Raw genomic sequence first — 14,482 nt, 5'->3', positions numbered from 1 at the left:
CTTAATCCTTATTGGTTGCGGCGATGGAGATGCTCTGAACACCAGCCATACGGATCTGGTCCATGACCTTCACGACAACACCGGACTTCGCTTCTTCATCCGCCTGAATCACCACGGCACCATCCGGGCTCTCCGCACGCAGACGTTCGATATTTGCACGAACGGCATCCACTTCAACACGACGTTTGTCGACCCACACATCACCGGCGGCGCCAACGGCAACCATGATGTTGCCTTTCTTGACCGTCTGAGCCGTGTTGGCGCTCGGACGGTTAACGTCGATACCCGCTTCTTTGACAAACGACGTCGTAACAATGAAGAAGATCAGCATGATAAATACGATGTCTAGCATCGGGGTCATATCGATAGCTGCTTCGTCGCTGCTGTCGCTGCTGTAGCGTCTTTTCATGACCTATACCTCTAAATTCCGTTTACTCAGGCAATATGTTTCAACTTGTCTTCCAGCTTCTGCGTGGAGACTTTGGCCAGATGGTCCAGTCGCGAGCTGAAAAACAGCCCCGATAGGGATGCCACCATCCCGGCCAGCGTTGGGATTGTTGCCTTTGAGATCCCCGATGCCATGGCTCGGGGGCTTCCTGTTCCGATCACAGCCAAAATATCGAAGACCTGGATCATCCCGACAACTGTGCCGAGCAGACCCAGTAGCGGACACAGGGCGATCAGCACTTTGATGATCGGCAGGCCGCGTTTGTTTTCGATATCCTGCCGGGAGATGATTTCCTGGCGGATCATTTTGGCGTTCCAGCTTTGGTGATCCGGGCGTGCCGACCATTCAGCAACGGCTTTTTTCATCGCCCGGGGCAGGACTGCCGCATAGTAGAACCAGCGTTCCAGCAGCACAGTCCATAACATAAAGCTGAGGACGAAGATGGCCATCAGAACGTCTCCCCCCATTCCGAGGAAGCGTCTGATTGACTCTAATTCTTCAAGTAACCACCACATAGTGCCTCCTTAGCTGTCGGCAGCGTGCAGTTTTTCCTGGTAGCGAGCGATAAAGCCTGCACTTTGCTCTTCCAGCGTCTGCACCAGACGGCGGCTCTTACTGTGAACAAGGGTGTAGAAGAACAGCAGCGGGATAGCGACAACCAGACCCAGCATGGTGGTGACCAGTGCCTCGGAGATACCGCCGGCCATCAGTTTTGGATCGCCGGTACCAAACAGGGTAATCGCCTGGAAGGTGCCGATCATACCCATTACGGTACCCAGCAGACCCAGCAGCGGTGCCACTGATGCGAACAGCTTGATGGAGCCGACGAAACGCTCAATACTTGGTGCGTTACGCAGAATCACTTCATCCAGTTTGGCTTCCAGATCTTCCAGGTTATTGCCTTTATGACTCAGGTACGCTTCCATGATTTCGCCCAGCGGGTTGCCTTTGATCACCGTGTCGGACTTAGCTTGCTTACGCATCTTGCCGCCAATCAGTGTCAGGCGCAGGTAGCAGAACAGGGCAATCAGTGCACCCACGGCACCCATGGCCAGAATGACGTAACCCACGATACCACCCTGGTCGATACGCTCTTGAACGGTCGGGCTCTGTACCAGCAGAGACAGGATGACGCCGCGAGACGGGTCGATAAACAGTGGTTCGTAAGTACCAGACGCGGCTTCGAAGCCTGGAACATTTGCCATGATGGTGTTTGATGGCTGACGGGACAGCTCTTCAAACTTACCGGTCTGCGGAACATAGGTGACGTACTTGCCGTCAGCGATAGCATTGAACTCACCGATCAGAGTGACGTTGCGCACGTCTTCTTTACCTTCACCATAAACCACGGTAGCAGGCGTTGAAGTGGTGTTACCGGAGACAACGATCTGCTGCAGGATGGTGTGCCAGAAGGCTTCCAGCTCTTCCGTCGAAGGCAGTTCTTTACTCTCGGCCAGCTTGGTCAGGGTTGCATCTCGCTCAGGAAATTGCACTGCATTCTGAGAGGCGGAAAATAGCCCTTTAAATTCGCCGGCATACTGACGAACGACACCGAACATTTCACCCAGCGTACCGGAGCGCTGACGCAGTGTTTCTGACAGATCGGTCAGCTCTTTATCATTTTCGTCAAAAGTGGCTTTAAGCTGATCACCTTGTTCAGTGACTGACTGCAGCTCGGCACGGGCTTTTTGCAGCAGTGCGGCTTGTTGATCGCGGTTTGCGCGAAACTCTGCTTCACGCTGTTTGTTTTCTTTTGATTCGACAATACTTTCAGATTTTACTGATTTCAGTAATTCAGACAGCGAAGCCGGTGATTCAGCCTGAGCCGGTGATGCCATCACCAGGCCGGCCAGCAGGGCTGCTGCCAGTGTTTTGAATCCGTTCATTATCCTTCCTCCCCGGCAAATACTGGTAGCTTAATCAACGCTGGTGGTGCCTGTTTCTTCGCAATACGCAGACCTTGCTGGACGGCGATACGGTAGCTTTGCGGCAGGGTTTCCCACTGGCGGGTTTGCTGGTTCCACATACCTGTGTCACCACCGTCCGGAGACTGGTAAAGCAGCGCGGTGCGGCCAATGCGCAGGAAGTCGTAAGTAACGGTTTCACCATTACGATCCAGGCTGGCTTTGTAAGATTCAATGGAGCGAGAGAAGCCTTCTTCAATCTGGTAGGCTTCCATCACTTTCCGGAATTTTTCTGACGTGGTGACATCGGCGCGATCCATAAGCTGTCGCAGCTCCGTAATACGCTTGGTACGTTCGTCATGCTGGAACGGAACGTCCAGGGCAACGAACTCATCCAGCGAGTCGACCATCTTCAGCATCAGCGGCACGATTTCCATCGCGGTCTGATCGATCTGGGCGATCTGGCGGTTCAGGGAATCCAGCTCATCTTTTTGAGAATTGACCATGCGGCCGATTTGCTCGTTGTAGACCTTCAAGCTGTCAATTTGACGCAGTAATCCTTTGTATTCAGCAAGCATCGACTCAGTACTGTCAGCATATTTGTCGACTTGGACCTGAGAGGCTTCCGCTGATTGGTCAGTTTTGGCTTGGGTCGCAATGACAGTGCCCGAGTCAGCAGCCACAGAGGCTGCACTGATAGTGAGCATGGCGGCAGTGAGTGCACTTACGCCAAAGTCCTTTAACGTCATAGTTGCATCCTTGTATTTGTGTTAGTCAGTCGGGAAAAGGCGCGGGCTGAACCCGCGCCTGAATTGTTATTAGAAGTCGTAAGAACCTTCGATGTATAGCTGGCGACCGATAGGATCGTCATACTTGTTCGCGTAGAAAGGCGAAGTATCACTTAGCGGATCTGCTGGCGGAGTCTTATCAAACATGTTGATAGCACCCAGCGTGACACGGCCGTTCTCGTTGAACTGGTAAGATGCTGTCAGGTTCCAGGTCGTCATGCTGGCGATTTCCGCCTTGTAGCCTGCATCTTTGGCTTCCTGACACGTATCGAAGTAGTAACGGTTCGCATACTCAGAACACATGCGATCACGGTACTTACCGAACAGGTTCAGAGAGTAGTCGTCATAGGTCCAACCAAGGTTCAGAGTGGCGGTGTACTCAGGCATGAAATCCGTTTCATCAATAACTGCTTCACCTTTGTTTTCCTGGTACTCAGCAACCAGAATCTTGGTCAGCGACACACGAGTCGAGAACGAGCCCAGAGAGTTGGTGTCGTAGGCATATGCCACAGACAGGTCGATACCCGAACGCTTCTCTTTTGCCTGGTTTACCGGGCCGTAAGATACAGTGTTAATGGTGCCGTCGGCATTACGGGTAACTTCTGCGCCCGGGTATTTACCTGGTGCATTGATAACATCCTGGTAGGTTGGTGCTGTGACCACGTCTTCCATTTCGATGTGGTACCAGTCAACAGTAATGCCCAGATCATCAACCGGCTCCCAGACCAGACCCAGGTTAATGTTGGTACTGGTTTCTTCTTTCAGCTCAGCGTTTGGACCGTTAGAAATGTCGAAGTACTGAGTATCACACTCTGGAATGCTGGCATTCGGACCCGTCCCCCCCACAGAGGCACACAGTTGCGGGTCAAAACCGGAGCCAAAGCCACGGGTTGCGTTACCGAACAGACGCTTCAGATCCGGCGCTCGGAAGCCCAGACCGTAGCTACCGCGCAGCAACAGGTCGTCTGTCGGGCGATAAGCCAGAGCGACTTTCGGGGTAAATGCACCGCCGGTTGCAGAATCATCAAAGTAGTGGTCGTAACGGCCAGCGATTGTCATTTCGAGTTGTTCGAAAATTGGCACCATTACCTCGACACCCAGGCCGACCTGATCACGGTCACCACCGCCAGAGGTACCGCCAAGACCGGCAAATCCGCCAGCTGCGGTGATTGCATCAATAGATTCATCGTACTTGGTGCGGTTCCACTCACCGTAGATGGCAAAACCTGAAGTCCCGGCAGGCAGCTCGTACAGATCACCGGAGAACGAGCCGTTCAACGAGATCAGTTTTGAGTAAGCGTCTTTTTTGGATACGCCGGAGTATTTATCGACCACCGATTGAGGAATAGTATTCAGCAGATCCACTTCACCGTTCTGAACGGCTTGTTCCAGAGTGGCGAGAACGGCAGGGTTATCTGTTTTGACTCTCTGCTCAGAGTAGCTTGCGTAGATTTCCCAGTCGTAGGCATTGTTCAGTGACCCGTACAGACCGGTGGTCAGGCCGTAAGACTGTGCTTCAGTGTTACTTTCACGCGGTCCGAACTCGACCAGGCGTCGTGTGTACTCACCGGCGCCACGGAAGTGGTTGGCATCCACTTCAACTGATAGTGGGTTTGGTTCGAACGTGGAGTCTGTTGACTTGTAACCGTAACGGGCTTCAGCCATCGCGGTCAGGCCATCGTTGATGTCCATTTCACCACGCAGCAACAAGTCAGCTTGCTTGTTTTCCGGTTTCAGGGCACGGTCGCCTGAGCGGTTATAGCCACATTTGCCGTCAGCACGATCCAAACCGTTGCTGCCAACCACTGCCTGACAGTCATCAGGGCGCAGAAGTGTGCCGTTTTCACCGACGAAGTTGGCTCCGTAGCTAGAGCTGGCGCTAAATTGAGAGCGGTTTGAAGTATCATCGCCCGCCCAGTTGCGGTCTTGCTGCATCAGCATTTCGTTACCCGCGAACTGGCCGACAAACAGCACGCGCTTGTCTTCGAAGTCTTTACCGGCAACGATATCGACACGACCGTTTTGGAAATCGCCATCAGTGGCATCACCATAACGGGCTTTCACTGATACGCCGTCGAAATCTTTCTTCAGGATAAAGTTAACTACACCGCCGATAGCATCGGAACCGTAGATCGCAGAGCCGGAGTCCGTCATGACTTCTACACGCTCAATGGCGGCAACCGGAATCTGGCCGATATCCTGAAAGTTTGAGGTGCCGTCTTGTGCCAGTGGGTACTGAGGCATACGTCGACCGTCGATCAGAATCAGGGTACGTGATGCACCCAGACCACGAAGGTTGACTGACTGTGCGGCAGGGGTAAAGGTAAATGAGTCTGTTTGGGACAGTGTACCACCGGTGTTCTGAGTCAGACTGCCGAGAATGTCCTGTGCACTGTTAAAGCCTTTTGACTCAATGTCTTTGCTGGTGATGACGGTAACCGGCGACGGACCTTCCATGTCCGTAGTCGAAATACGAGAGCCCGTTACTTTCATCTTTTGAAGTTGTTCAACTTGTTGTTCTTCAGCGTGTGCTGCCGAGGTCAGGAACCCGGTTCCCAACGCAAGACTAATTGCAACAGATAGCGCTGTTGTCTTTCTATTCATCCTTGCTGCTCCATTATTCTTCTTCCTGTTATTCGGCTGAATACCGAATCGAACATTAACTTTTTGTTAACGTCCGAGTCCGAAGGTATACATGAAGCAAAAAGATGAAGTCAAACCAGTGACTTTTATGTGTTAGAAAATTTAAAACGGAATAAAAAACTAGCTTTGCTGTGAATTTGTTTTTTTATTCTTTGTAATTGATTTGGATCAAATCAATTGACTGAGTTAGTGTCAGTTTTTATTTGAAATGCGTGAGTGCGCATATGTGTTGTGATTGAGTGGTCAATAAGATGAATAAACCAATAGAACTAAAAATAACCGGTTAAATATTCTAAGTTTGCAGGTGGTGAAAAAGTATGCTGTAAAATGCCAATTAGGTATTATCAGATTTATCTCATCCGGCCACTTAATAAAAGAAAGTGAGCTCTTTTTATTCCAAAATGGAATTTGATGGAGGGGGCTGAATATTCATATTTGGGTGATAATAATGGTAGGGGAAGGGGAGCAGAAGGCTGCTATATTGTGTTGAATTTTCGTGCAAATTGGATTTTTATCATTTTTTTTTGTGTGATATCCCATATTTGAAAAATGTGACAATCCTGGGTCAAAATCGTTAACCGTGCTTGATGGTAGGCAGATTTAACTGTAATTATGATGTTACAAAAAATAATCGGTGTCTTAACTAGGACATCTATAAAGTGAAAATGTTCAGGACGAACAAGAATATTCGCTTTTGGTGACAACGAAGTGGCAATTACAGCAGTAATGGCCTTTTGCTTTTACCATCCTGACGAATGGACATGGAGTTGATTGAGACATGTTGTCATATTTTTTACGTCGTATGGCGTTGGTTGTTCCAACGTTTCTGGGTATTACGGTACTCATCTTTGCCATCACCCGGTTTGTGCCTGGCGGCCCGGTTGAACGGATGCTGGCCAATATGCAGGCTCAGGGAGACGGTGGCGGTGCTGCGATGACGTCTGCTGGCGGTAACTCCGCCTTGTCAGAAGAACAGATGGCAGAGCTGAACGCGTTCTATGGCCTGGACAAGCCTGTGGTCGAAGCCTATACCGAGTGGTTAAGCCGACTGATGGTGCTCGACTTCGGCGAATCCACCCGTTACTACGAACCTGTCTCAGAGATGATTGCTGAACGGTTGCCGGTCTCATTGTTTTACGGCGGCATGACGTTTTTTATCAGCTATTTTATCTCTATCCCACTTGGTTATTACAAAGCCCTCAAGCACGGTTCGGTGTTTGATTCGGGCTCTTCAATATTAATTTTCGTTGGTTATGCATTGCCCGGTTATGTGGTCGGCGTTTTGCTGATCACGTTATTCAGCTATCACCTTGAATGGTTCCCGATGGGCGGTTTTGTCGGTGACGAGTTTGACGATTATGAAACCTTCTTCGAGCGGGCGAAAGATGTGATGTGGCATGCGGTGTTACCGTTGATCTGTTATTTGATTGGTGACTTCGCCACATTAACCATGACCATGAAAAATAATTTAATGGAGAACTTGTCATCGGATTATATCCGGACCGCGATTGCTAAAGGGTTACCTTTCCGTAAAGCCGTTCGTAAGCATGCTCTGCGTAACAGTTTAATTCCTATTGCCAGCCACTTTGGTAATTCATTGTTATTTTTCATGACCGGCTCTTTCCTTATTGAAGTTATTTTCAATATCGATGGTATTGGTCTGCTGGGTTATGAATCCATTATTGAACGCGATTATCCCGTGGTGATGGGTATTGTTGCAATTAATGCTGTGATGTTGCTTATCGGAAATATTCTTTCAGATATTTGTGTTGCCATCGTGGACCCGCGCGTGAAGTTTGGAGCCTGATATGTTGAATCTAAATCCTTTAACACTGAAAAAAATAAAACGCTTCAAAGAAATAAAACGTGGGTACTGGTCATTTTTAATTTTGTCTGCGCTGTTAATTTTGTCACTGTTTGCTGAGTTGCTTATTAACAGCAAAGCGCTGGTGGTGAAATATAACGGTCAATACAGTTTCCCGGTCATTTCTGATGTTCGTCTGGGGCATGAATTCGGTCAGTCATCTTCCAGCGAAGCTGACTACCGTCTGTTGCAGAGTACCTTTGCCCAGGAAGGCGGCGACAATTTCGTTATTATGCCGTTGGTTCCTTGGAATCCGTACGAGCAGGATTTTTCTGGTAATTATCCGCCTAACCCGCCGAGCACGGCTGATAAACATTATCTGGGAACCGATGTGATTGGCCGCGATATCCTGGCGCGTTTGGTATACGGCTTTCGTACCGCGATGGGTTTTGCCCTGATGACTATGGTGATCTCTTATGCGATAGGAACCGCGGTGGGCTGTGCGATGGGGTTCTTCGGCGGTAAGTTCGACCTGTTCGTTCAGCGCCTGATTGAAGTGTGGTCAATGGTGCCTTTCTTGTACGTGATCATGATTCTGGTCTCGATTACTCAACCAACCTTCATGCTGTTTGTCGCGATTAACGTGCTGTTCGGCTGGCTCTCGATCACCTGGTATATGCGAACCATGACCTACAAGGAATCGGCCCGTGAATACGTGATGGCGGCCAAAGCGCTGGGCGCTTCCACCCCGCGGATCCTGTTTAATCATATTTTGCCTAATACTATGGTTATGATTGTGACACTGGCACCGTTCACGATTGCGATGAATATTACTGCCCTGACGGCGCTGGATTACCTAGGGTTGGGGCTGATGCCGCCGACGCCGAGCTGGGGTGAGTTGCTGCAGCAGGGCAAAGCTAATCTTGATTCGCCATGGATTGTCACCTCGGTGGTTAGCTCCATTGTCCTGGTACTGGTCATGGTCACCTTTATAGGTGAAGCGATTCGGGCCGCGTTTGACCCGAAAAAATTCACACGGTATGTCTGATTGTCTGCCGCAATTGTTGGAATAAGGATATTAAAACAATGAATATGAAGTTCACTTTTCCGGCCTTAGCGGTCATGGCCGCGCTGACACACTCAGCCTATGCCGCTGATTTGCCGGCCGACCTGGAATGGATCTCGAACATGAACGAGCCGCTGTTTGCTTCTCCAGAAGCGAAGTTTGGCGGCACGTTGCGTACTTACATGGCCAGCTTCCCGCAGACTCTGCGTAGCGTGGGGCCGGATGCTAACTCAGGCCTGCGCCATTATTTTATGGATGGGGTACCGAAACTGGCCGCCCGCCATCCCAATACCGGTAAATGGATTCCTCAGCTGGCTGAGTCCTGGGCGTTTGATGAGGACAACCAGACCGTCTATTTCAAGCTGAACCCAAAAGCCAAGTGGTCTGACGGTGAGAAGGTAACCGCGGATGATTACCTGTTCATGCTGAAATACTACCGTTCGAAAGACATTATCGACCCGTGGTACAACGACTTTTTCACAGAGAAAATCGAAGATGTGGTGAAGTTTGATGAGTACACCATTGCGATAAAATCTGCCGTGAAAAAATCGCATGATGAGCTGATGGTGCAAATCAACCTGCCAAGCAATGGCCTGCAACCTCGTCCTGAGCATTTCTTTAAACCTCAGAAAGATGACAACAAAGACGGAATCGATGACAACTTCGTCCGTCGTTACAATTTCAAAGGCGAGCCGACTACCGGTCCATACTTCATGGACAAGGTTGAGAAAGGCAAGAGCGTGACATTTAAGCATGTCGGGCAGGACTGGTGGGGATACGGCAATCCTTATTACCAGCACCGCTACAATGTGGAGAGAGTGCGTATTACCGTGATTCGCGACAGTGATATCGCGATGAAGCATTTCGAAAAGGGCAACCTGGACGTATTTGGCGTTATCTTGCCGAACCTGTGGCATGACAAGACCAATACACAGCCTTATAAAGATGGTTATATCGATAAGTTCTGGGGCTATAACCAGGTGGTGCAAGGCGCGGGCGGCCTGTGGATGAACACTGCGCAGCCGTTGCTGAATGACCGGAATGTTCGAGCCGGGATCACGTATGCGACTGACTTTGATGGCATGATTTCCAATGTGTTGCGCGGCGATTATGTCCGTAAACCACACGGTTTGGGAAGCGGGCACGGTGGCTATGATTTGCCTGACGTGAAAGCGCCTAAGTTTGATCCTGAGCTGGCAGCGAAATACTTTGAACAGGCTGGCTTTACCCAGATTGGCCCTGACGGCATCCGGATGAACAGCAAAGGTGAGCGCCTGAGTTTTGGTATTACTTACGGTTACCAGCCGAATACCCCGCGTATCGCGTACCTCAAAGAACAGGCCAAGCAGGCTGGTCTGGAGTTTACGCTGAACCTGGTTGATGGGTCTTCTGCGTTCAAGTACGTGCTGGAGAAAAAACATCAGCTGGCATTCCTGACCATGGGAGGCGGTGAAATTCCGGCATATTGGGAATACCTCCACTCTGACAACGCCAAGCCACAAACCAATAACCATACAAACTACCAGTCACCGGAAATGGACAAGCTGATCAATGCGTATCTGGCCGAATTTGACGTGGCGAAGAAGCAGGACATTTCACACGATATTCTGAAGAAGGTCTCGGATGAGTTCCTGATTGTACCGGGATACATGGTGCCTTATACCCGTGAAGCCTACTGGCGCTGGATGAAATACCCGATGCCGGGGATGACCAAGCAAACTGAAGTGATGTTCTCGGTTGTGGATTTGGCGACATTCTGGATTGACGAGAAAGTCAAAAAAGAAACCCTGGCAGCAATGGATAAAGGCCAGACGTTTGATCCGGTGACCGTGATTGATGATACCTACAAGCTGTAAGGTCGGTTGATATGCAAGATGATGTAATTCTGAGTGTTCGCGATCTGGAAACGGAGTTCGCTACCGATGACGGTGTAGTGAAGATCCTTCATGGTGTCAGTTTTGATGTGCGAAAAGGGCGGACGCTGGGGCTGGTGGGGGAATCCGGTTGTGGTAAGAGTGTGACCTCCATGTCGATCATGGGGCTGTTGCCAAAGCCCTATGGCCGAGTAACGAAGGGACAGATCCTGTACCGCGGTACGGATCTGGTAACGCTTCCGCCGGAAGAAATGTACGCGATGCGTGGCGATCGGATCTCAATGATTTTTCAGGATCCGATGACAGCCCTGAATCCGGTGCATACTGTCGGTCGTCAGCTAAATGAAGTACTGGAGCTGCATCGCCCGGATTTAGACAAACAGGCTCGCACGGCCTATTCGCTGGAGATGCTCAAGAAAGTCAAAATCCCGATGCCGGACAAGCGACTGAAAGAGTACCCGCACAATTTATCCGGCGGTATGCGGCAGCGCGTCATGATTGCGATGGCACTGGCTTGTAAACCTGACATACTTATTTGTGATGAACCGACCACAGCGCTCGATGTGACTGTTCAGGCATCCATTCTGGAATTGATGAATGAGCTCCAGGAAGAAACCGGGATGTCGATGATTTTTATCACCCATGATTTGGGGGTCGTTGCGGAAATTTGTGACGATGTTGCGGTGATGTATGGCGGTAAAGTGGTGGAGCATGCAGATGTGTTTGATCTGTTTGATAATCCGCAACACCCTTATACCGAACGTTTGATGGGGCTGATGCCAAGCTTGGACAATGAACCTAAGCAGCCTATCGAAATTAAGCCGATTGATGTCACCTTATTCCCTGAGTTCAAAGGGTAATCATCGCTGAGGTCGAGAAAGAGGACGCTATGACAGAAGTATTACGGATAGAAAACCTCAAGCAGCATTTTGTCTCTGGCAAAGGCATTTTCAAAAAAGGTTACACGGTGAAAGCCGTGGACGGCGTGTCGTTTTCCGTTTCAAGAGGCGAGACCCTGGGGCTGGTGGGTGAATCAGGCTGCGGCAAAAGTACCCTGGGGCGTACTATTCTTAAACTGTACGAACCGACAGACGGGAAAATTATCTTTGAGGGACAGGACATTACCCGACTCTCCACCAAAGAAATGCGGCCACTGCGAAAAGATCTGCAGATTGTTTTTCAGGATCCAATGGAGTCGCTGAATCAGCGTCATACCATCGGAATGATTCTGGAAGAGCCTTATATTATCCATAACATCGGAACTCCGGCAGAGCGCCAGCTGTGGGTCAAAGAACTACTGGTCAAAGTCGGCTTGCCGGAAAACGCGGTGAACCGTTACCCCCATGAGTTCTCCGGTGGCCAGCGTCAGCGTATTGGTATTGCGCGGGCAATCGCGCTGAAACCTAAGCTATTGATCTGTGATGAGTCTGTTTCAGCTCTGGACGTGTCGGTACAGGCTCAAATCCTCAATTTGCTGTTGCAATTGCAGAAAGAAATGAATCTGGCGATTATCTTTATTTCCCATGACCTGTCGGTTGTTAAACATATCTCTGACCGGGTGGCAGTGATGTATTTCGGCAAAATTGTGGAGATGGGGGAATCGAAGGACATTTACGCCAATCCGCAGGCTGATTACACCAAGACGCTGCTTTCCGCGATACCGATCACTCACCCGAGGGATCGAAAGAAGAAGCGACCAGCCGAAAAGAAGACTCAAGTAGCTTAACCACAAGAAGCACTGCCTCGCAGTGCTTCTTTGTTTTTGGCTCGCCCATACTTAATGGAACGTAGATCAGGTAAACGATTATCAAGGACGAAAAATGAAGAAAGTAATCACGTTGGCACTGTCTTTAATACCGATGGTTTCTGATGCCGCGTTGCCACCGGATGTGAGCTGGCAAACCAATAATCATGAACCCTTGTTTGCTTCCCCTGATGCCAAATTTGGCGGTACATTTCGTACTTCAATCGACAGTTTTCCGCAAACATTCAGAACCGTTGGACCGGATGGAAATGGTCGTTTTCGCACCTGGCTGTTAGACGGTCAGCCGCAATTACTGCAACGTCACCCGGACAGCTTGGCCTGGATTCCAGACATTGCCACGCACTGGGCTTTTGGTAACGACAATAAAACCATTTATATGAAGCTGAATCCGGCAGCAAAATGGTCAGACGGCGTACCGCTGAAAGCAACAGATTTTAGCTACATGCTGAAGTTTTATCGTTCCAAAGACATTTTTGACCCATGGTATAACATCTTTTATACCGAAATGTTTGATCAGATTAATGCTCTGGATGCCCATACGATTGAAATTGTTTTTGGCAAAGAAATGGATAAGGAAGACTTACTCTATTTCAGTCATCGTCTGAAGCCGCGGCCTGAACACTTCTATAAGCCAAATCAAGATGCAAACCAGGACGGCGTTGATGATAACTTCGTCCGCCTTTATAACTTCAAGCCTGAGCCGACACTCGGGGCCTATCATGTCGGTGACATCAAGAAAGGCAAATCCATCACCATGGAACATGCCGGGAAAGAGTGGTGGGGGTATAGCAATCGCTATTATCAGCATCGCTATAACCCGGAGAAAATTCGGATTCGTGTAATTCGCGATCAGGATATTGCCTTTAAGCACTTCGAAAAGGGCGATTTGGATGCCTTTGCTTTGGGGCGGCCGGAATTATGGTATGACAAAACTAATTCAGCGCCTTTCCAAAAGGGGTACATTCATAAGTTCTGGGGATATAACCAGACTGAAATCGGAGCGGGTAGCTTTTGGCTGAATACCGCCAAGCCTCAACTGGGTGATCGGAATGTACGAAAAGGGATTGCGTTGGCTTTAGATATTGATGGCCTGAACCAAAATGTATTCCGAGGCGATTTTAGTCGTAAGCCTCAGGGGCTGGGAGTCGGTCTGGGAGCGTTTACTAATGAGAGCCTCAAACCGTTACCTTATGATCCACAGGCTGCAATCTCGTCATTTACACAAGCGGGGTTTGATCGTGTGGGAGCCGATGGTATTCGGGTGAATGCGAGGGGCCAGCGCCTGAGTTTTGCCGTCACCTACAGTAATCAGGTCATGACGCCACAACTGGCTTATCTGAAAGAACAGGCTAAAGCAGCGGGCCTTGAACTGACATTGAATCTGGTCGACGGCTCATCGGCGTTCAAATATGTCCTGGAGAAAAAGCACGAAATCTCCTACCACAGTATGGGCTCGGCACCTCGTCCACAATACTGGGAATACTTCCATAGTGAAAATGCGAATAAGCCGCAGAACAACAATTTTACCAATTACAGTACCCCGCAACTCGATGAGTTGATCATGAAATACCGCAGTGTTTTTTCAACCAAAGATAAAGAATCCTTGTCGCGCGAGATTCAGCAGGTAGTCCATGACGCAAACGTGATAGTACCAGGAGTGATGGCACCATATACCCGGGAAGGGTACTGGCGCTGGATTAAATACCCTGACCAGCCGATGCAAAAGAAAATGGAGCAACTCATGACGATAAGTGGGTTATACGATCTTGGTCTGTACTGGATAGATGCTGATGTGAAGAAAGAAACACAGAAGGCGATGAAAAAGGGACAGGCCTTTGAACCTGTGACTATCATGGATAACCAATATAAGCCCAGATAAAGCTGTTTCTAACGGTACAAAGGAAGGTACCCAATGTGGTGTCTTCCTTTTTTTATACGAAAAGCCCTGAAGTAGATTGATTTTTAATCGAACGAGCTGGCTTTCTGAGTTTTTCTGTTTTTAGGGGTTGTCAGCGTGGCGGAAGTCTCTATAATCCCGCCTCACTGACACGGACTACGGCGAAATAAGCCAGCGACGTGAAAGAAAAGTTCTTTAACAATTTGACCATGCAATCTGTGTGGGCACTCGTGAACTGATAGTCAAAAAGATTTATCGATGAACTGAGTGACCAATTCAAAATGACTTCGGTT

The 14,482-nt window shown here is 49.4% G+C and carries 11 protein-coding genes; 6 read left to right on the top strand and 5 right to left on the bottom strand.

The genetic code is table 11. The features are described 5' to 3' along the window. Position 1 precedes the first annotated feature (1 nt). From C9I92_RS23615 to C9I92_RS23595, 5 genes are all read right to left on the bottom strand, one after another. Positions 2-409 carry an ExbD/TolR family protein gene (locus tag C9I92_RS23615; protein ID WP_047877572.1) on the bottom strand — a complete coding sequence of 136 codons (408 nt, stop codon included), beginning with the start codon at positions 407-409 and terminating at the stop codon, positions 2-4. A 26-nt stretch (positions 410-435) separates the two neighbouring features. Then, positions 436-963, bottom strand: a complete 528-nt coding sequence (locus tag C9I92_RS23610) for a MotA/TolQ/ExbB proton channel family protein (protein ID WP_047883148.1) — start codon at positions 961-963, stop codon at positions 436-438. 9 nt (positions 964-972) lie between these two features. Then, positions 973-2,334, bottom strand: a complete 1,362-nt coding sequence (locus C9I92_RS23605) for a MotA/TolQ/ExbB proton channel family protein (RefSeq protein ID WP_047883147.1) — start codon at positions 2,332-2,334, stop codon at positions 973-975. Next, entirely contained in the window at positions 2,334-3,101 is a 768-nt protein-coding gene (locus tag C9I92_RS23600) for a DUF3450 domain-containing protein (RefSeq protein ID WP_047883146.1), read from the bottom strand. Before C9I92_RS23600 ends, C9I92_RS23605 begins: the two co-directional genes overlap by 1 nt. Positions 3,102-3,170: 69 nt before the next feature. Continuing rightward, entirely contained in the window at positions 3,171-5,744 is a 2,574-nt protein-coding gene (locus C9I92_RS23595) for a TonB-dependent receptor plug domain-containing protein (protein ID WP_047883145.1), read from the bottom strand. 817 nt (positions 5,745-6,561) lie between these two features. Between C9I92_RS23595 and C9I92_RS23590 the strand changes: the two genes are divergently transcribed. The 6 genes from C9I92_RS23590 to C9I92_RS23565 all read left to right on the top strand — a co-directional run bounded on the left by C9I92_RS23590 (position 6,562) and on the right by C9I92_RS23565 (position 14,171). Further along, positions 6,562-7,590 (top strand): ABC transporter permease subunit, encoded by a 1,029-nt coding sequence (locus C9I92_RS23590; RefSeq protein WP_047883144.1) that lies wholly within the window; start codon positions 6,562-6,564, stop codon positions 7,588-7,590. A 1-nt stretch (position 7,591) separates the two neighbouring features. After that, the gene (locus tag C9I92_RS23585) at positions 7,592-8,635 is read left to right on the top strand and encodes an ABC transporter permease subunit (RefSeq protein ID WP_047883143.1); all 1,044 of its coding nucleotides are present in this window, start codon (positions 7,592-7,594) and stop codon (positions 8,633-8,635) included. Between the two features lie 38 nt (positions 8,636-8,673). Beyond that, the gene (locus tag C9I92_RS23580; RefSeq protein WP_047883142.1) at positions 8,674-10,509 is read left to right on the top strand and encodes an extracellular solute-binding protein; all 1,836 of its coding nucleotides are present in this window, start codon (positions 8,674-8,676) and stop codon (positions 10,507-10,509) included. 11 nt (positions 10,510-10,520) lie between these two features. Then, entirely contained in the window at positions 10,521-11,387 is an 867-nt protein-coding gene (locus C9I92_RS23575) for an ABC transporter ATP-binding protein (protein WP_084712412.1), read from the top strand. A 29-nt stretch (positions 11,388-11,416) separates the two neighbouring features. Next, entirely contained in the window at positions 11,417-12,253 is an 837-nt protein-coding gene (locus tag C9I92_RS23570) for an ABC transporter ATP-binding protein (RefSeq protein WP_084712411.1), read from the top strand. A gap of 94 nt (positions 12,254-12,347) precedes the next feature. Continuing rightward, a complete protein-coding gene (locus C9I92_RS23565; RefSeq protein ID WP_047883141.1) occupies positions 12,348-14,171 on the top strand; it encodes an extracellular solute-binding protein in 1,824 nt (607 codons plus the stop codon). The last annotated feature ends 311 nt before the right edge of the window (positions 14,172-14,482 follow it).

Source organism: Photobacterium ganghwense, from assembly GCF_003025595.1.
Taxonomy (GTDB): Bacteria; Pseudomonadota; Gammaproteobacteria; order Enterobacterales; family Vibrionaceae; genus Photobacterium; species Photobacterium ganghwense.
The sequence above is the reverse complement of the archived record's forward strand: the minus strand, read 5'-3'. Positions and strand labels throughout refer to the sequence as shown.